Origin of the sequence: Paenibacillus donghaensis (genome assembly GCF_002192415.1) — a bacterium.
Taxonomy (GTDB): domain Bacteria; phylum Bacillota; class Bacilli; order Paenibacillales; family Paenibacillaceae; genus Paenibacillus_AQ; species Paenibacillus_AQ donghaensis.
The window spans coordinates 2,320,151-2,337,666 of sequence record NZ_CP021780.1 but is presented as its reverse complement, the minus strand read 5'-3'; the positions used below and the strand labels follow the sequence as shown (position 1 = coordinate 2,337,666).

Genomic DNA, 17,516 nt, shown 5'->3' with positions numbered 1-17,516 from the left:
CCCCTTTGGATTCGCATATGTTCTAATACAGAAGACGGGTAACGTCGTCATCCTTGACGATGCTTAGGGGCTGGGCAACAAGACGGCCTTGGTCCAGCCGATGCTCAAACATCACCAGCACCGCACAGTCGCGCAGCTGTGGGGCTGCCAGATAGGGCAGCAGCGTCACTGACCCCTGCGGCAGCGCAGAAATGTCTTCCAGAACCAGCTGGACGCCGGATTGATCTGTCAGTACAAATTGGCCGCTGGCCGTTCTCCCGACCGTGGCGGCGTGCAGCAAGAGCACCGGCGATTTGTCGCTGAGCGGATTCTTCAGCTGATTCTTCACTTGTTTGAAGGCTTCGGTGAAAGAGCGGTGCGCCTGGGCACTGACATGGGCCAGATCGGCAGCCGTCACCGCACGGGGGATCATCTCCTCGAACCGCACGCGGGCGTTCAGATCACCCGGATACTTGTACAGGCTGGTTGTCTGGACAACTTCAAAGAAGCTGTCCTCCTCACGCATATGTTTGGCCGCTTTGCGGGGTCGATATTGCACAGTACGGTGAATATCGCCGCTGGACAGCTCCATCCAGTAGCCATGATCGACGAATTCCAAGCGGGCCGCATCGTCATAGCTGAAAAAGGACAGTTGCAGCAGCTCAACGTCTTGCGTGACCCGTCCGGCTGCCTTCAGCTCGGTCAGCTGCCAGGCATGCCCAAGCCATTCCTCAATTGTCGATTCATGATCCAGTGCCAGCTCCGGGTCCTCCAGCTTCGACTGCAGATAAGTCCTGCCCTTGCGGATAAAAGCATGCAGCAGTGTCAGTTGCTCCGCTGCATAGGTATAGTTCTCTTCCACCTCACGCTCCTCGGCCAGCAGCAGCGCGAACCGCCGCAGCTCAATCTGCGCACCGGACAAATAATAATTGCCCATCTGTTTCACATGCTCATGGATGTTCTTCAGCATCTTGCCGTCTATCGTACCCAGGCCGCTGCGGATCAGGGACAGCACCAGCTTCTCCAGGACATCAAGTCCCTCCAGCTGGGCATTGATCTTCTTCTTCAGCGCCGATTTGTTAACTTTCTTCGGCTTGGGCGAAGTTTCACTATTTTCCTGCTTGCTTTTGTTCTCTTCGCGTTTCCCGGCCTTCTCGCGTTTGGAAGCAATATCCTCAGGCACCGGAGCTATCTCGAAGGCTGCCCCTTCAACGAACGCATACATTAATCCAAGCGCGTGCTTGCAGGGAAACTGGCGGCTTGGACAGGTGCAGCGGGCTAGCGGTTTGTCCGGTACGATGAAATCGACAGAACATTCATAGTTGGACTTCCCGCTCCCGGAGCATTGCCCAAACAGCAGATCTCCTTCCGCTGACTGCTGCAGCTGCACGAAGCTTTTTTTCTTGACCAATCCCTGGCCATTCTTGATCGCGGCGGCATTCGGCGCAAGCGAATCAATATAGGAGCTAGTAAGTTCAGGCAAAGTTTATTTCCTCCCTGGTATGTAAATTTTAACAGTCCTGCTTCTTTATTACCCAGATTTGACCCATACGATCACCTGTTTGCACATAAGTTCAAGGATCTGACCTATACCTTAATTATCCAGTCATTATAAGTTATGATAGACCTACTAGTAAACTATGGAAAGTGGTGCTGTGGAATGTTAAAAGAAACTAAAGCCAGAACCGCAAAGGTTCTACTGTGGCTGGGGATCGCTCTCATTGCTGCGGCAGCATTCTATTTTCTTTTTTGGGGCTCACCTTGGGAAGCCAAACACAAGCAAACTCAATTTAAGTCCTACCTGAAGGAACGTTACCAACAGGATTTTGAGATTAAGAAGCTGGATTTTGACTTCATGCACCGTACGTATCATGCTTACGCCTATCCTCTTCTGGAGCCTAACCTCCGTTTTCATGTCGGGCAGGAGATCGACTCGCAGGCACTCAGCGATGCTTATCCGCGTGAATTATGGAAGTATCAGGCGACTCAAGCCTTGAAACCTCTGATTATGCAGCAGTTTCCGGAGGCGACCTCCATTTTCATAGAAATTCAGAATGTAAATGAACTCACAGAAGATCAGCTGACACAGCTGCCATCCTTCAAACACGCGGCTTCGGTAAGGATTGGCGTTACTTTAGAAGATATTTCCATCACCGAGAGCAATGAGCCAGATCAGTTGGAACGGGTCTTGCAGCTGTTGGATACCCTCCAAGCGGAAGGCTCCAATCTTGATAACATCGGGTTTACTTATACGAATGAAGTCCTGCATCTCAATAAGCAGCAAATTGCAGAATCCTTGGAGGATCATGATGTGGATAGCTCTTTACTGAAGGAGAGAGAACAGTAACATAAGAGCAAGAATGATCAAAAAACAGCCCGGCACCTTGTATTATAGTAAAGCCAGAGCCAAGGAGGTGAACACACTGTATTACAAGGTGATCCACAAAAGCATTGAATTTATTGAGCAGCATTTGGATGAGGAGCTGAATCTGGACCGGATCGCCAAAGAAGCCGGATTCTCCAAATTTCATTTCCACCGGATTTTCCAGAAGTATGTCGGCAAAAGTGTGGCTGAATTTATCCGCTCCAGAAGGTTAAGCTCTGCCGCCCAACTGCTGCTCTATAGCGAGGAACGTATTCTCGATATTGCCTTGCACTACGGCTTTGAGAGCCAGGAAGCTTTCACAAGAGCATTTAAAGCGTTATATGCCTTGCCTCCGGCCCAGTACAGGTCGCAGATCAAACTATTGATTCAGGAAAGAGAGGAATTAACTATGTCCGAAATTAAAGGTTGGATGATCACCGGGACGTCGCCCGGCAAATACAAGGCAACACTCGACAGTCAGATTTATCATCAGGGGAGAAGCTCGGTTTCATTGAAATGCATTACGGACGAAACGCTGGAGGGGCAGGAATTCGGCACCTTGATGCAGCAGTTTGACGCCGTGAATTATCTGGGGAAACGGATGCGCTTTGCCGGCTTCGTGCGGACGGAGGAGGTCAGTGACTGGTGCGGTTTGTGGATGCGCGTGGATGACAAGCTGCAGAATATGCTGGGCTTCGACAACATGCAGCATAGAAGCATTAAAGGAACGGCAGACTGGAATTATTATGCTTGCGTGCTGGATATCCCGGCCGAAGCCGATTGCCTTAATATAGGAATTCTGTTGTCGGGTACGGGAGCCGTATGGCTGGATGATTGCACTTTTGAAGAAGTGGGGCTGGACGTACCGGTTACCGATTCGCGGGAGCGACGGGAAGATTTCCCCAAGGAGCCACAGAATCTGCAGTTTGAAGCCTGAGTAAGGGAGGAGCGATATGAGCAGCACCAATTTATGGTTTAATCTTGCCCTGCATATCTTGAAGACGGTCTTTCAGTCGCTGAGTGATTTATTCACCGGGAGGCTGCCGGTGTACTTCTATACCTGGATGGCTGTCTTTATGGTGTTCGTGCTCATCTATTCCCGGAAATCAGCTCATTTCTTGTATGCTCGGTAGCGGCGTATGTATTATTCCTGCTGTGCGACAGTTCCATTCTGCAGGGAGTGGCTGTATCGAAGTCTTATGTCATTACATTATCCATCCTCAGCGGCGTGTTTGCGTTCCTGGACAAGCTTCTGCAGAGAGAAGGACTCTTCGAGCCGGATGCCAAAGGTTAGCGTCAGACTTGAAATGGCTGGAAATCCCGGTTGCCCGGGTTTCCAGCCATTTCGTCATGCTCAGGCCAAGCTGCTATCCAGTCACTTAAACCAGCCCTTTTCCTTGAACCGGGTAATGGCTTCGATCCGGTTACCTACATCCAGCTTGTCGAGAATCACGGAGATATAGTTGCGGACCGTGCCGGTGGTGATATACAACTCGCTGGCGATCTCCTTCGTGTTCTTTCCGTCGGCGATCAGGCCGAGCACTTCCTTCTCCCGCTGGGTCAGCGGGTTCGTCTCACCGCTGTACGCTTCATCCATCAGCTCAGGGGCATACATCCGCCGTCCGGCCATCACACTGCGGATGGACAGCGCCAGCTCCTCGCTTGGGCTGTCCTTGAGCAAATAAGCATGCACGCCCGCTTTCACCGCCCGTTCGAAATAACCGGCCCGGGCAAACGTGGTCAGAATCATCGTTTTGCAGCCTGACTGCTTCAGTGCTTCCGCCGCCTCCAGCCCGCTCATGGCCGGCATCTCGATATCCATAATACAGATATCGGGATGAAGCTGCTCCACCAGCTTGACCGCCTCTTCCCCGTTGCTGGCCCGGCCGACTACCTTCATATCTTCCTCCAGGTCCAAGAGAGATGCCAGTGCACCGAGCAGCATCCGCTGATCCTCAGCAATAACTATGGTTATCATTATATAACTACCTCCGGTTCCGGCTGCTGGAAGACGTTGGGCACTTTAATTACGAGTGTCGTGCCTTGATCACGTTGAATATCCATGCTGCCATTTACAAATTCAAGACGTTCTCTCATTCCTTGCAGGCCATGGCCTTTAGCATATATATTGTTGCCGGGAATCCCGGCGCCGTTGTCCTTGATCCGGATCGTCAGCTCGGTACGCGACGGCTCGATCAGGATGCGGCAGGTTTCCGCCCCGCTGTGTCTCACCACATTGGTGACTGCCTCCTTAATGCACATGCTGACAACATTTTCGGTAATCAGAGACGTGTTGGTCAGCTTCGGATTGCCTTCCAGCTCGAACTCAATCTCTGCCGCCGCCAGCAGCTGCTTTACGCGGATGATCTCATCCTCCAGCCGGATGCCGCGCATCTGCGTGACCATCTCCCGCACCTCCTTAAGCGCACTGCGAGCCGTTTGGCGTACATCATTCATTTCCGTGACGGCCTGGGCAGGGTTTTTGTGGACCAGCTTGCTGGCGAGATCACTTTTGAGTCCGATCAGCGAGAGCTTCTGCCCCAGGGTGTCATGCAGATCACGGGCGATCCGCTGCCGCTCCTCAATCTTCACCAGCTCGGAGATCCGTTTGTTGGCATCCTCCAGCTTCACCTGCAGCTTGTCATGGTTGTTCTTGTTATAGGTGCTGATCGGCAACAGAATCACAGCAATCATGCTGACCAGCACAAACGGCAGCTGATTGATAAACACCGGATTGCGCGTGATCAGCTCATAATTGATTGCAATGATCGTGGTCGTCAGATGGATAGAATACAGGGTGAAGAAGCCCGCCCGATTCTGAATATTGCCGATAAAAAAAGCCAGGAACAGCGAGAAATAAACATAGCCAAACAGCAGGGTCATCGCAATCGATACCACAATCTGCACACTTGTCCAGAAGTAAACCAGCCAGCCTTTGGAGACAAAGGACAGGACATAACAGACGAAAAATACAACAATCATTACAATGCCTGATGCTACCTGATAAGGTGAGGAGGAGCGGAAGATGAAATAGAAAGGCAGGATGTAAAACACGACCCACACATAAGGGCTGAGGCCCGTATTCTTATGAAAAATATGATGCCACTTCTGCATGTCAGCCATCCTTTTGCCAGAATTAGATTATCTCTATTTTAGCACAAATCGCCCGATTTCCGGCAAAACACAACAAATGGGGAAGCACACAGCCTGTGTTCCCAAACCGGCTCCGGTCTCCCCCTTGTTTATTGCTCTGTGCTCAGCTCATATCCGGCATATGTTATTCCCCTTGCAGTCTCCGGGTACGAACCTTCAGCAGCTCTTCTGCTGCCGACTTCAGTTCGCGCATTCTGGCCTTGTTCTGCTTAAAGCTGATGAACTGCTTGCTCTCCTCATCCCATAAGCGGAAACGGATCGCCTTCAGGCTGGTACCGATCGTAATCGTGGTTGCCTGCTGCAACGGCGGTGTAGCATTATGTGCCTTCTCCAGGTTATAGTTAGGCACCTTCGGGCTTAAGTGATGGACATGATGGAAGCCGATATTCCCGGTGAACCACTGCAGCAGCTTAGGCAGCTTGTAGTATGAGCTTCCTTCCACGGCAGCCTTCACATAACTCCATTCGTCTTCCTTCTCGAAGAAGGTATCCTCAAACTGATGCTGCACATAGAACAGCCAGATGCCGAGGAAACCGGAGATGAACACAATCGGGAGATGTACCAGCAGGAAGGCCTGCCAGCCGATCAGCCAGATCATTCCGCCGTAAAGTGCAGCGATGGACAGGTTGGTTATATAGGTGTTCATGCGTTCCTTGCGTCTTGCACCTTTGGCATTGAAGCGGTACTGGATCACGAACACAGCAATCGGTCCGATCCCGAAGATAACCAGCGGATTACGGTAAATGCGGTAATACAGACGTTTCCAGGCACTCGCAGCCTCATATTCCTCCACGGTCATAATCCAGATATCGCCGATCCCTCTTTTGTCGAGGTTGCTGCTGCCCGCATGGTGAATGGAGTGGCTGTGCTTCCACTGACGGTAGGGGACCAGTGATACGATGCCCGTAATGGTGCCCACGATATCATTGGCCTTACGGCTCTTGAAGAAGGAGCCATGACAGCAGTCGTGGCAAATAATAAAGGTACGGATTACGAATCCGGCCGTGATAACGGCGAAGACAAGGGTAAGCCAATAGGATACGGAAAGGCTGAAATAAGCGGCGCTCCAGGAGAGCACAAGCGGCCCCAGGCTGTTGATGAGCTGCCTTATGCTCGCATTGCGATTATTTTTTTCGTAAGGGGCAACGCTTTTTTTGAGACTGGAGAGCTGGGATGTCTGTTTGGTAGTCATCTGTATAGTATCCTCCTTGTGATGTCCGGGTTCAGGTGTATTCTTATATGCTAAGTATAGGTAAAAAAGTGTCACCCTATAAGTCATAAACATCAACTAGGGACTATGACATATGTCATAGTCCCTGAAGTGGCGATCGACCGGAAAACCTCTGGGCAGGATAGCTTATTATAGCCGCTTGGTCAGTAAGTATATTGTCCGTACCGTCTCTAATCTGGGTGCTTGCTCATATAATTGGACAGTATAATGGCCGGCAACAGAAGCCGTAAGGTCCGACAGCACGACAGGCTGATCGCCAAGGTCGATCACTTCCTTGCTGATGCGGTCTGTGTACACCCCATCGCCAGTTGTGATGAACAACGAGGTAAGCTCTCCGCCCTGCAGAACCGCCCAGCCATTGCCTGATTCATGGGTGAACCGGAACAGGTAACACGATCCTTCCAGCTTCTCGGCGCTCCAGATGGAATATATCTCCGTCCCCAGTGTGATCAGCAGCTTGCGGTTGATTTGTCCGCCTGGCTGTACAGTGACGTATTCCAACTGCAGGTCCGTAACGGCTATCAACTCAGTGCCCTGTTCAAAAGAAGCGGATAAGACCAGAAACAGATCACATTCCAGCTCAATCACACGTTGCCGCAGGAGCTGGCCGTCCGGCTGCAGCTGGCGTTGCAGCAGCCCTCCATTCTCACGAGAGAACGCCTGCAGGTTTTGATCGGCGTCTATGGTGAGACTTTCGCACTGCGGAAGAGGCAGCTTGACCACCGTCCGCTTCTTCAATTGCCCTTGGACAATTTCCAGCAGATCAAGCTTGTCTGCTTTCTTGGAATTAAACAGATCCTGCTGATGAAAGACAGACTGCTGCCCGATATTCCCTATATAGTCGCCAGTGATGCTGCGGATCGCTTTGACCTTATCCAACTGCGCCCGCCCGTACAGCGGCAGCACATAATCCATATTATTCTTCATCGGGTCCTGAACACATACCCAGGCCGTCTGCTGCGGACTCTTAGAGTCTTCCACTGTTTTTTAGATTAAGCCCTGGTTACTACTCAGGACCTGCTAGGATATAGAAGGTTACTCAAGAATGTTAGGGGATCGCGCTACTTTAATCCAAACCCTCCCCCCACCCGAACTTCAGGTAACCCACGTCCTAGCGGACCCTATAGCTCCTAATTCCTCCTTCTGCAATGGTTTGGAGTCTAGCGGACCGCATAAGCCGCTGTATCGGCAAAACAGGCCATACTAGTGGGTTTAACCGGCAAAGCTGCAAAAGTGCAGGTATTTCAGAGAATTCGCGCCTATAGACGAATATTCCTGCAAAAATACAGGTAATTGAGTGCTTATCGGTTTAAAAGTCGAACTGTACGAGAAAAAGATGTATTTTCGCAGGTATTCCGTCAGATCGAACTGTCCTTCCCTAAAAAGATGTATAAACGCAGGAATTTGATTTCATCCAGACATCCCCCGTATTTTAAAAACCGCCTCGTCCCCAGCCAAATGATTCTGCTAGGGACAAGGCGGTCTAGTGTGCTTAATTCGCCTGTTTCGTATGCTCTTCCCGGTATTCCGAAGGAGTCTGGCCAGTTGCCTTCTTGAACACCTGGGTGAAATAACGCGGGTCCTGATAGCCTACCAGCGGTGCAACCTGATATACCTTGACATTGCTGTTCTGCAGTATATATTTGGCCTTCTCCATCCGGCAATGGGTTACATACTCCAGAAAGGTATACCCCGAGACCTGCTTGAACAAGGTGCAGAAGTGGCTAATGCTGAGATCAGCCAGCTCCGAGACCTCCTCCATGCTGAGATCCTTGTGGTAGTTGCTCTCGATATAACGCTTCGACTTCTCCACCACGCTGCGCCCGTCCTCGCGGCTGACCGGTTTGTTGCCCTGCTTCATCCACTCTTCGAATTCCTCCTTCAGCGCCGCAATCATGTCGCTTAAGGTTCCAAGCGTGTGCAGCTTGCCCAGCAGCCGCTCCAGCGACCACTGCGTCTGGTTGTTCATATGCTCGAATTGCCGGTACAGCACCACGGCCATCTCCACAATCAGCCGTTCGGCCATTTCCTTGGGCGCAGCCTGTTCGCCGATAAACAAGGCCATCTCATCAAACAACGCCAGCATGCGCACTCTGTCCAGTGTGCGCATGCTCTCAATCAGTGCAGCCTCCAGCTCCTTCGGATATTTGATCTCCCGACTCTCGGAGACAGCGGTTTCTTCATCAATGAACACACCCTCATGCCCAGAATAAAAGCGCTGATACAGCGCTTTCGCAGCTTGCGGATAGATCGTACTCAGCTGATCGATGCCCTGGGTGGTGCGGCTGATGCCAACAGAACAGGACAGCTTCGAGTACCGTTTGATTCCGGTGACCAGCTGCTCGCCCAGCTCCCGCTTGCTGCTGTTCAGACTGCCCGGGAATAACAGAATCCACTCTCCGTTATGAAAAGGAAAGACCGTCAGCACGCCGTGCTCAAGCGACCACTCCTCCACGATGTTGCGGATCGCGAACAGCCATAACCGTTTCTCCTCTGCGCTCCATCCGGCGGTCAGGGCGGCATAGTCGTCCAGCTGAACGACAGCCATGAAATATTCGCCCTCCAGCTCGCTGTTCTCCAGCCATTGCAGATGCTGCAGCGGCCGCGGGTTGCCAAGGGTGAACTCGGCGAACATCCGCTCTCTGGCCAGCATGGAGAGCATCTGCACCGAATGCATCAGCTGCTCATTCTCCTTCTGGCGGTCCAGCTTCGTCCGCGCCCGCTCCAGCATCTGGGCCAGCTCGTCATGGTCAATCGGCTTCAGCAAATAGTCGAACGCCCCCTGCCGCAGCGCTTCTCTGGCATATTCAAACTCCCCGTAGCCGCTGATGAAGATGAAGATCAGCTTCGAGTTCTGCGACAGCACTTCCTTCATTAGAGCAATGCCGTCAATGACCGGCATGCGGATATCACTGATTACAATATGCGGCTTCATCTCGCCAATCAAATTCAGCGCCACTTCCCCGTTTCTCGCTTCGCCTACGATTTCCAGCTGTAGCTCCTCCCATGGGATCGCTACCTTCAGGCTGCGCAGAATAATCGGTTCGTCATCGACCAGCAGAACTTTATATTTCTCTTGCAGTGCGCCCATCCATGGCACCCCAGAATTATTGAACTGTTGAGCTTCGGATCAGATTCCAATATTGCATGGATACAGCCTGCAGCTCATTCAGGGCCTGCTCTGCCTGCATCCCGCCACCGATCATTTCTTCGATTACACTCAGAAACCGCTTCTTCACCTCAGGCGAGAGCAAATTATCATACGGAACAAAGCTCTGTGTATTCTCTTCCATCATCTGCATCACCTGGGCGAAGACCGGACCGGTGGTATCCGGATCAACATTGATTCGCATCGAGGGAATCCGCAGCCCCTCATACACAATCCGCATCTGCACTTCCTTCGTGTATAAGACCTTCATCAGCTCCAGCGCCGCATCGAGCTTGGCTCCGCTCAGCGTGGAGGATAATCCGATTCCAATCGTATAGCCCCCGGCAATCGAAGGCTCCTCCCGCGAGGTCATCGCCGGAAACGGAATCACGCCTACCTGATTCTGGAAGTCGGCCGGAGCGGTCTCGCCCGTGAACAGATTGATGTCCCAGTTCCCGTTCAGATACATCGCCGCCTTCCCGCTCGTGAACAGGCTTACGGCTTGTTCAGTGGACAGCTCATTGGAGCCTGGGCTGAAGGCCTCCTCCTTGATCCAGTTCTCCAGATGCTGAAAGGCCTTCAGATAATACATGTTCTGGAAGGTGGCCTGATCCTGCCCGCCGACCAGCTTCTGAATCAGCACCGGACCGGCATAACGGTCCATCAGATAATGGGCAAAAATCCCGGCCGGCCAGCGGTCCTCATTCCCCAGCGCGAACGGAATATACCCGCCCGCCTTCAGCTGCAGTATGGCATCATCGAGTTCCGCAAGCGTTGCCGGCGGCTCAATGCCCAACTCGCTGAAGATTCTTTTATTGAAATAGAGCGGCTCCGCATTGCCTTCGATCGGCAGACCGTATAAATGGTTGTTGAAGGTCCACAGATGCAGATCCTTGAACTGGTTGCGCAGTCCGTTCTCCGCAGCGAAATCGGTCAAGTCCAGCAGCCGACTGGAACGCACATAAGGCTCGATCTCCGCTCCACCGAACAGCACAAACATATCCGGCGGCGTACCGGTCACCATCTCACTCTTCAGCTTCTGCTCACGATGGATCGTCTGGTCCAGCCCTTCAAAGTTCACCTTCACGTTGGGGTGAGCCTCCTGGTACCCGTCGACAACCTCCTCAAAGATACTGAGCAGCGGCCGATCGTGCTCCTTAATCCAGAAATGGCGGAACGTCAGGGTGATTTTCTCGGGAGAGTTATCTTCGATCGGTTCCCGGTCCCCGTAGGTTATAAAGATCACCGCACCCGCCATCAGCACGATGTAGAACAGAATCCAGCCCCATTTGGTCAACCATCTCACGTTAAGCCCTCCTCCTCTTCCCTGTGAATTCATCTACGGCAGAATCTTCGGTATCCGAATACAAATCGTGGACCCGAAGCCGGGGGAAGAACAGACCAGCAGACCATAAGGATTGCCGAAACGGATGTTGAGGCGTTCATGCACATTTTTGAGGCCGACTCCGCTGTCGTTATATTTCTTCTGATTGCTGCGCTCCTTGTTCCAGAGGCTCATCAGGGTAGCCAGATCGAAGCCCGGACCGTTGTCCTTCACTATGATAATCATATCCGTTCCGCATTCCTGCGCTTCGATGCTGATAAAGCCGGGGTCCTCCATCTGCTCAATCGCATGGTACAGCGCATTCTCCACAATTGGCTGCACAATCAGCTTCTGTGTCATATACGTGCGCAGGGTCCCGGGGATATCAATAGCGTAAGAGAACTTATCCTCGAAGCGGAATTTCTGAATATCCAGATAGTGGCGGACATGCTCGAACTCCATATGCAGCGGGATCAGCTCCTGATTCTGGCTGATGCTGATCCGCAGCAGCTTGCCGAGCGAAATCACCATTTTGCTGATATCCTTGTTGCCCTGCAATACCGCCATCGAATTAATCGATTCCAGTGAATTATAGATAAAATGCGGATTAATCTGCGCCATCAGCGCCTGCATTTCCGCTTCCTTCTTGCGCGCCTGCTCCGTCTGCACCTGCTCGATCAGTTCGTTGATCTGAGTGCTCATCCGGTTGAAGCCGTCAATCAGCAGATCGCTCTCATCGTCTGCCCGGTGGCTGGCCGGGATGGGTATGAATATCCCCTGCTTGACCCGCTTCATGCCGTTGACTGCGCTGTTGATGCTGCGCACCAGCCTGCGGATGAAATAACGGTCGAACATGAAGGCGGACAGCAGCGACACTGTGCCGAGAATCACCGCAATATTGCGGATCGATACCGACTCTGACGAGATCAGATTCATCGGTGTAATCGCTGCCAAAACCCAGTCTGCATTGTGTGATGGAAGGAAGGTGATGAGTGATTTCTCCTCTTGATAGTTGTCGATGTAATAATTCTGTTCCTTGGTGTAAACGCTCTCTAGAAAAGGAAACTCCGTGCGTTGTCCAATATGCTCGCCGGACTTATTGAAGACGATATTCCCCTGCTTGTTCACCAGCAGAATATCCCCCTTCTTCAAGGTGGCCGCCTCCCAGAATATCTGGTCCAGTAAATCAGGCTTCACATAAACGACGAGATATCCGATATCCTCCAGCGAATAATAATCCTTCACCACTCGCGCCTGTACCAGCACGGGGTGGCCGGACACCTCTGAGCCATTCTCGCCGGGACCGGACCATACCGGCCGGCCTTCGGCGCGCTCCATGGCGCCGTACCAAGTCTGCTTCTTCATATCAGCGAAGGACATCGGCGCATTGTACTGATAGAGCATGCGGTCCTTGCCGTAAAGACTGAATGAGGTAATCATCGGATGATTGATCAGCAGGTTGTTGATTTCCTGCTTCAGATCATAGGTCAGCACAAAATCCGGCTGCTTCAGCGATTGTTGAATCGCCGGTTGCGTAATAGCCGAATTGGTGATGGAAGATATTTCGCTGAGTGCGAACTTCAGCTTACGGTCCGTCTCCAGCAGCGAGATCCAATAGAAGTTACTTGACTTCTTCTCCATGGCATTAGAGAAATGCACATAACTCACGGTGCCCATGACGATCACCGGTATAAATACCAGAAGAATAATAGCGAACAAAATTTTACGGCGAAGCTTCAAGCGTCACTCACTTCCTCCTGCTGTCTCTGTACACTATTATTCTTCACGGCGAGGCTTGTTTCCTGTTTACCTTTAGCTTTTGATCGCACCTGAAGTCAGACCAGCAATAACCCAGCGGCTGAACAACAGGAAGACAACCAGTAGCGGCAGCGTAGCTGTAAAGGTGGCAGACATGATCATTCCGTAGTCTAGTCCGTCACGGGTAGTGAACAGCTGCTGTAAGGCAATCTGAATGGTGTAATTCTCCTTGCTCTTCAGCACAACGAGCGGCCAGAAGAAGTCATTCCAGACCGTCATGAAGTTCAGTATTCCGAGCGTCGCCATCGCCGGTGTGATGACCGGAATCGCAATGTTCCAGAAGATGCGGAAATGTCCGCCGCCGTCGATGCGGCCCGCTTCAATCAGCTCCGTATGTACTGCGGTGGAGATATACTGCCGCATCCAGAAGATCCCGAATGCATTCACCATCGCAGGCACAATCAGCGCCTTGAAGGAGTCGATCCAGTGGAGCTTGGCCATAATGACGTAGGTTGGCAGTACACCCAGCTGCTGCGGAACAAACAGAGTGGCAATGACGAAGTAGAACAGGACGTTCTTCAGCGGAAATTCATATTTGGCAAAGGCATAACCGGCCAAGGTACAGAAGAATACGACCGATACCGTAACCATGGAAGCCACAAACAGCGAGTTCCCCAGCGCCTCGAAGAAATCCGATTTCTCCAGCACCCGCTTGAAGTTCTCGACAAATTGGTCACCCAGGGTCAGCAGCGGAGGCACATGGAATACGGCGCCTTTATCGTTGGTGGCTACCACAAACATCCAGTAGAACGGGAAGATGGATACCAGCGCGCCAACAATCAGTAAGATGTAATAGAGAATCTTGCCGACAAAGCCGAGGTCGTCGGGTTTCTTTTTGAATACTCGCAGTGTGCTCACGCTTTTCCTCCTCCTGTGTCTCCGCCCAAGCGGTTAGATACCAGCATGTTGAGGACAGAGAAAATAATCGTGACCAGAAACAGCAGAACTGCAGTTGCCGCCGCTGTACCAAAGAATCCGTTGCGGAATGCTTCGCTATACAGATAGGTAACCATGGTAATGCCTTCCTGACGTGTCGATCCGGTACCCGATTGGCCCAGGAAGACGTACGGCTCAGTGAAGAGCTGCAAGGCTCCAATGGTCGAGAGCAAGGTAACGAAGATAATAAAAGGCTTCAGGAGAGGCAGCGTGATGAAGGTAAGCTGCTGTCTCCTGTTCGCTCCATCAATACGCGCGGCTTCATAGAGATCCGTCGGAATACTCTGCAAGCCGGACAAGAAGATGATCGCGTTATAGCCCATCCACCGCCACATGACCATGGTCGAGATGGCAATCTTGACGCCCCACCAGCCGGAGTTAAAGGCCATACTGTCCAGTCCCAGACTATTCAGCAGCCAGTTAATCATCCCGTTGTTGCCGAACAAGGTACTGAATACCAGCGTAACGGCTACAATGGAGGTGATATTGGGCATGAAATAAAGGATACGAAACGTCTTTTTGAACTTGGTCATCCCGGAATTCAGCAGCACAGCTACCAGCAGCGCGAGCAGAATCTGCGGTACGGTGCCCATCAGACCCATAATCAGCGTGTTGGTGAAGGAGATCCAGAACGTTGGGTCACTTGTGACCAGATCATAATTTTTGAGGCCGACATATTTCATGGGGCCGAGTGCATCCCATTTAAAGAATGACAAGTAAATTGTAAAAAAGATTGGGTACAGTCCGAATATCGAGAACAGAATAAAGAAGGGAGATATGAAAGTATAGGCTGTAATGCGGCTCCGTCTTTGTTCAGTTAAAAAAGGGCGTTTGCTCTCGGCATGCGGACTCGTAATAGCGGGTTGCGCCATGTCACACCTCCAGGTAATATAACGTATAAATCCGGATTCATGGCGCGCAGCTGCACACTCCATGAATCCGGACGCTTTACAGGTTCTGCTCCGCGCCAGACTAGAGTAGCCTAGCCGCGTTCTGCCAATGTTTTTGCTTGTTTAACTGCTTCATCCCACTCTTTGTTCGGATCTGCTTTTTTCTCCAGCACGTTCTTGAGCGCATTCTTGAAGAACGTATCCGTTTGGTCATGCAGCGGACCGTAGTACACAGGTTTTACGCGGTTTGCCGCTTTGCCGTATTCAACGGCAGTCTGCTGGCCGGCAAAGAATTCATCCTTGAAGTCCACGAAGGCAGGATCTTCATACAGGGCAGGAATGGAAGGCATCAGACCTTTGGTCTTGAAGGAAGCCAGCTGGCTGTCCTTGCTGTCCAGCCATGCTATGAATTCATAAGCTTCTTTGGAATGTTTGCCTTCTTTAGGCAGGGTGAAGAATGAACCACCCCAGTTGCCGGCACCTTCAGGAAGCTGAGCAATCTGCCATTTGCCGGAAGAATCCGGTGCGTTGCTCTTGATATTGCCCGCCATCCATGCCGGTCCAAGAACAACCGCGAAGCCGCCTTCTGTCATGCCTTGGCCCCACTCCGGTGACCACAGCATCAGGTTGCTGATCCAGCCTTCCTGAATGCCTTTGACTGTGAAGTCATAAGCTTTGCGGACCTGCGGATTGGTATCGCCGATGAAGCTGCCATCTGCTTTGCTGAAGTAGATTTCGTCAGCGGATTGGTCACGCAGTGCGTTGTAGACCAGATCGGTCAGGTCGGCAAACGGTTTGCCGGTTTTTTCCTTGAATGCTTTCGCTACGCTCGCGAATTTATCCCAGGTATCAATTGCAGCGCCGAAGCCTTCAGGATCGCTTGGCAGACCGGCTGCCTCAGCCAGATCCGTGCGGTAGTACACAACAGTAGGCCCGATGTCAGTTGGAAGTCCCAGCTGGAAGCTGCCGTCCAGCGAGGACGCCTGCTTCCATTTCCAATCCAGGTAATTGGCCTGAATATCTTTCGCACCCAGATCATTCAGGTTGTAGAATTTATCCTGTGCGCTAAGGAAACGCTCCATGAAACCGATTTCAAGATGGAAAATATCAGGTGCTCCCGAGCCTGCGGAAAGCGCAGTCGTCAAATTGTTGTGGTGAGCCGTCTGGTCACCGGTGTTCTGAACCTTAAACGTAATGTTCGGATGCAATTTCGTATATTCTTTGGCCAGATCTTCATAGTTGACGTTGCCCAATGTCCAGAAAGAAAGCTCAACCTTCTCAGCCGGTTCTGTTGCCTCATCAGTGGCTGCCGGCTTGTCTGTCGCTGCTGCCGGGGTGTTCCCCGCGGCCTCATTCTTGCCCCCATTATTAGTGTTGTTGCCCCCGCAGCCTGCGAGCGCTCCTACCAGCATGATCGCTGAAAGCGTCAGCGCCAGGTGTTTTCCTTTTTTCATTCCTTTGTACCCCTTTCAAAGGTTTCTCTTACAAGATTTAGTGTACCGTAGGCGATTGTTTTTTTTGAGGAGGCAAATCCCCGATTTTAGGTGGAAATTATTACGGTCTAAATAAGATGCATAGCGGTTCCCTGTCAACTCCTTATGTAACATTCTTAAGTTCACGTTCTATGCGATTGGATTTCTGTATGCCGGGCAGGTATACTGGTTTTATTTCCACCTTATGAATCCCATACAGTTAAGTAGAAACGGCTTCGCCGTCCTCCGCAAAGCGTATGCTTCCGAAGCAGCGATACTACGTATCGCTTTCAGGCATCCGTTTCTGCGAAATAGAAGGATAAATTATAGCGTGGAACATATAAATTCTTATATTTTAAAGGAGACAATCTGCGATGCCGATTAACAGACCGCTACTGACAGACAGCGATTTCCAGGATGCTGCTGACCGCAAGCTGACCGTCCGCGTCTTCGAGAAGGCGCATCTGGTCAATTCCGGCGCCAAGGTGGTCCGCTTCACCGATTCCGATGTGGTCATTCAATCACGTGTCAGTGATTTGACTTACTATTCACGCCGCACCTGCGAATTCTTCGAAGTCAGATCTTAAGTCATGGATGAGCGGTACACTGGATACCTGCGGGCTATGCAAGGTCCGCAAGTCCGCACATGTGAGAAGCAAGCGTTAATCCACCCTACTACTCATAGAGGAGCGATCATAATGTCTACAGTGAAACCTATGTCTTTTATCACAACTCTGGAAATTCCGGTGTCCGACCTCAAACGTTCGTTGTTGTGGTATGAGAAGTATCTTGGCACCGAGATTGTGGACGAGGCCCCTGACGCCGCCTTGATCCGCCTGCCGGGCACCACGGCGAATTCACCGTTGATTTATTTAGTAAGAACAGAATCGGCTGACAAGCTTACCTTCGTTAACAGCTTCACCGGAGTCACTCACAGTGTCATCGATTTCTATGTACCTGACCTGGAAGGCTTCCACATCTACCTGGCGGATAATGAGATTCCTGTGACCACACTGAATCTGATCCCGGGCAGAGATGGACTTGGCGGATTCGGCTTCAGCGATCCAGACGGGAATTCCTTCGGGGCGACCAACATCATCCATGCGCAGTAAAAGCTGATGGCCTTTTTGTTATTCTGAAGTCCACAAAAAACAGCCGGAACGCTTAACCCTCACAGGGTGGCGTATCCGGCTGTTTTTG

17 protein-coding genes are annotated in these 17,516 nt (G+C 51.5%); 6 read left to right on the top strand and 11 right to left on the bottom strand.

The window, feature by feature from the left end:
* Positions 1 to 22: 22 nt before the first annotated feature.
* A complete protein-coding gene (locus B9T62_RS10070; protein WP_087915135.1) occupies positions 23 to 1,462 on the bottom strand; it encodes an SWIM zinc finger family protein in 1,440 nt (479 codons plus the stop codon).
* A 177-nt stretch (positions 1,463 to 1,639) separates the two neighbouring features.
* On the opposite strand from B9T62_RS10070, the gene B9T62_RS10065 reads away from it, so the two are divergent.
* From B9T62_RS10065 to B9T62_RS41455, 4 genes are read left to right on the top strand one after another with little or no spacing between them, the layout of a single operon-like run.
* Positions 1,640 to 2,326 (top strand): hypothetical protein, encoded by a 687-nt coding sequence (locus B9T62_RS10065; protein ID WP_087915134.1) that lies wholly within the window; start codon positions 1,640 to 1,642, stop codon positions 2,324 to 2,326.
* A 13-nt stretch (positions 2,327 to 2,339) separates the two neighbouring features.
* Complete coding sequence (locus B9T62_RS10060) at positions 2,340 to 3,281, top strand: helix-turn-helix domain-containing protein (protein WP_169834361.1); 942 nt, start codon at positions 2,340 to 2,342, stop codon at positions 3,279 to 3,281.
* A gap of 16 nt (positions 3,282 to 3,297) precedes the next feature.
* Complete coding sequence (locus B9T62_RS10055; protein WP_087915133.1) at positions 3,298 to 3,477, top strand: DUF5823 family protein; 180 nt, start codon at positions 3,298 to 3,300, stop codon at positions 3,475 to 3,477.
* A complete protein-coding gene (locus tag B9T62_RS41455) occupies positions 3,405 to 3,638 on the top strand; it encodes a DUF5823 family protein (RefSeq protein WP_342746189.1) in 234 nt (77 codons plus the stop codon). The genes B9T62_RS10055 and B9T62_RS41455 overlap by 73 nt, the downstream gene beginning before the upstream one ends.
* Before the next feature lie 81 nt (positions 3,639 to 3,719).
* Here the strand turns inward: B9T62_RS41455 and B9T62_RS10050 are convergent, their stop codons facing one another.
* The 10 genes from B9T62_RS10050 to B9T62_RS10005 form a co-directional block, all read right to left on the bottom strand.
* Positions 3,720 to 4,322, bottom strand: coding sequence for a response regulator transcription factor (locus B9T62_RS10050; protein ID WP_087915132.1), 603 nt, complete (start codon positions 4,320 to 4,322; stop codon positions 3,720 to 3,722).
* On the bottom strand, positions 4,322 to 5,458 hold the full coding sequence (locus tag B9T62_RS10045) for a sensor histidine kinase (protein ID WP_087915131.1): 1,137 nt from the start codon (positions 5,456 to 5,458) through the stop codon (positions 4,322 to 4,324). The genes B9T62_RS10050 and B9T62_RS10045 overlap by 1 nt, the downstream gene beginning before the upstream one ends.
* A gap of 163 nt (positions 5,459 to 5,621) precedes the next feature.
* Entirely contained in the window at positions 5,622 to 6,689 is a 1,068-nt protein-coding gene (gene desA / locus B9T62_RS10040) for a Delta(5) desaturase DesA (RefSeq protein WP_087915130.1), read from the bottom strand.
* Positions 6,690 to 6,857: 168 nt separating this feature from the next.
* Entirely contained in the window at positions 6,858 to 7,709 is an 852-nt protein-coding gene (locus B9T62_RS10035) for a hypothetical protein (protein WP_157685548.1), read from the bottom strand.
* Positions 7,710 to 8,220: 511 nt separating this feature from the next.
* Positions 8,221 to 9,819: a response regulator gene (locus B9T62_RS10030; protein WP_087915128.1), complete on the bottom strand. Its 1,599-nt coding sequence runs from the start codon at positions 9,817 to 9,819 to the stop codon at positions 8,221 to 8,223.
* 16 nt (positions 9,820 to 9,835) lie between these two features.
* Positions 9,836 to 11,182, bottom strand: coding sequence for an ABC transporter substrate-binding protein (locus B9T62_RS10025; RefSeq protein ID WP_087915127.1), 1,347 nt, complete (start codon positions 11,180 to 11,182; stop codon positions 9,836 to 9,838).
* A 33-nt stretch (positions 11,183 to 11,215) separates the two neighbouring features.
* Positions 11,216 to 12,940 (bottom strand): cache domain-containing sensor histidine kinase, encoded by a 1,725-nt coding sequence (locus tag B9T62_RS10020; RefSeq protein ID WP_087915126.1) that lies wholly within the window; start codon positions 12,938 to 12,940, stop codon positions 11,216 to 11,218.
* A 72-nt stretch (positions 12,941 to 13,012) separates the two neighbouring features.
* On the bottom strand, positions 13,013 to 13,876 hold the full coding sequence (locus B9T62_RS10015) for a carbohydrate ABC transporter permease (RefSeq protein ID WP_087915125.1): 864 nt from the start codon (positions 13,874 to 13,876) through the stop codon (positions 13,013 to 13,015).
* A complete protein-coding gene (locus tag B9T62_RS10010; protein ID WP_087915124.1) occupies positions 13,873 to 14,826 on the bottom strand; it encodes a carbohydrate ABC transporter permease in 954 nt (317 codons plus the stop codon). Before B9T62_RS10010 ends, B9T62_RS10015 begins: the two co-directional genes overlap by 4 nt.
* A 110-nt stretch (positions 14,827 to 14,936) precedes the next feature.
* Positions 14,937 to 16,298, bottom strand: coding sequence for an extracellular solute-binding protein (locus B9T62_RS10005; protein WP_087915123.1), 1,362 nt, complete (start codon positions 16,296 to 16,298; stop codon positions 14,937 to 14,939).
* Between the two features lie 392 nt (positions 16,299 to 16,690).
* Here B9T62_RS10005 and B9T62_RS10000 point away from each other — a divergent pair, with 392 nt between their 5' ends.
* A complete protein-coding gene (locus B9T62_RS10000; protein WP_087915122.1) occupies positions 16,691 to 16,903 on the top strand; it encodes a hypothetical protein in 213 nt (70 codons plus the stop codon).
* A 111-nt stretch (positions 16,904 to 17,014) separates the two neighbouring features.
* Complete coding sequence (locus B9T62_RS09995; RefSeq protein ID WP_157685547.1) at positions 17,015 to 17,428, top strand: VOC family protein; 414 nt, start codon at positions 17,015 to 17,017, stop codon at positions 17,426 to 17,428.
* The last annotated feature ends 88 nt before the right edge of the window (positions 17,429 to 17,516 follow it).

What these genes read in the sequence shown, in the direction of transcription:
- B9T62_RS10065 (WP_087915134.1), top strand. Translation starts at nt 1,640, where the DNA reads ATGTTAAAAGAAACTAAAGCCAGAACCGCAAAGGTTCTACTGTGGCTG.
- B9T62_RS10060 (WP_169834361.1), top strand. Translation starts at nt 2,340, where the DNA reads ATGATCAAAAAACAGCCCGGCACCTTGTATTATAGTAAAGCCAGAGCC.
- B9T62_RS10055 (WP_087915133.1), top strand. Translation starts at nt 3,298, where the DNA reads ATGAGCAGCACCAATTTATGGTTTAATCTTGCCCTGCATATCTTGAAG.
- B9T62_RS10050 (WP_087915132.1), bottom strand. Translation starts at nt 4,322, where the DNA reads ATGATAACCATAGTTATTGCTGAGGATCAGCGGATGCTGCTCGGTGCA.
- B9T62_RS10045 (WP_087915131.1), bottom strand. Translation starts at nt 5,458, where the DNA reads ATGCAGAAGTGGCATCATATTTTTCATAAGAATACGGGCCTCAGCCCT.
- desA (WP_087915130.1), bottom strand. Translation starts at nt 6,689, where the DNA reads ATGACTACCAAACAGACATCCCAGCTCTCCAGTCTCAAAAAAAGCGTT.
- B9T62_RS10030 (WP_087915128.1), bottom strand. Translation starts at nt 9,819, where the DNA reads ATGGGCGCACTGCAAGAGAAATATAAAGTTCTGCTGGTCGATGACGAA.
- B9T62_RS10010 (WP_087915124.1), bottom strand. Translation starts at nt 14,826, where the DNA reads ATGGCGCAACCCGCTATTACGAGTCCGCATGCCGAGAGCAAACGCCCT.
- B9T62_RS10005 (WP_087915123.1), bottom strand. Translation starts at nt 16,298, where the DNA reads ATGAAAAAAGGAAAACACCTGGCGCTGACGCTTTCAGCGATCATGCTG.
- B9T62_RS10000 (WP_087915122.1), top strand. Translation starts at nt 16,691, where the DNA reads ATGCCGATTAACAGACCGCTACTGACAGACAGCGATTTCCAGGATGCT.
- B9T62_RS09995 (WP_157685547.1), top strand. Translation starts at nt 17,015, where the DNA reads ATGTCTACAGTGAAACCTATGTCTTTTATCACAACTCTGGAAATTCCG.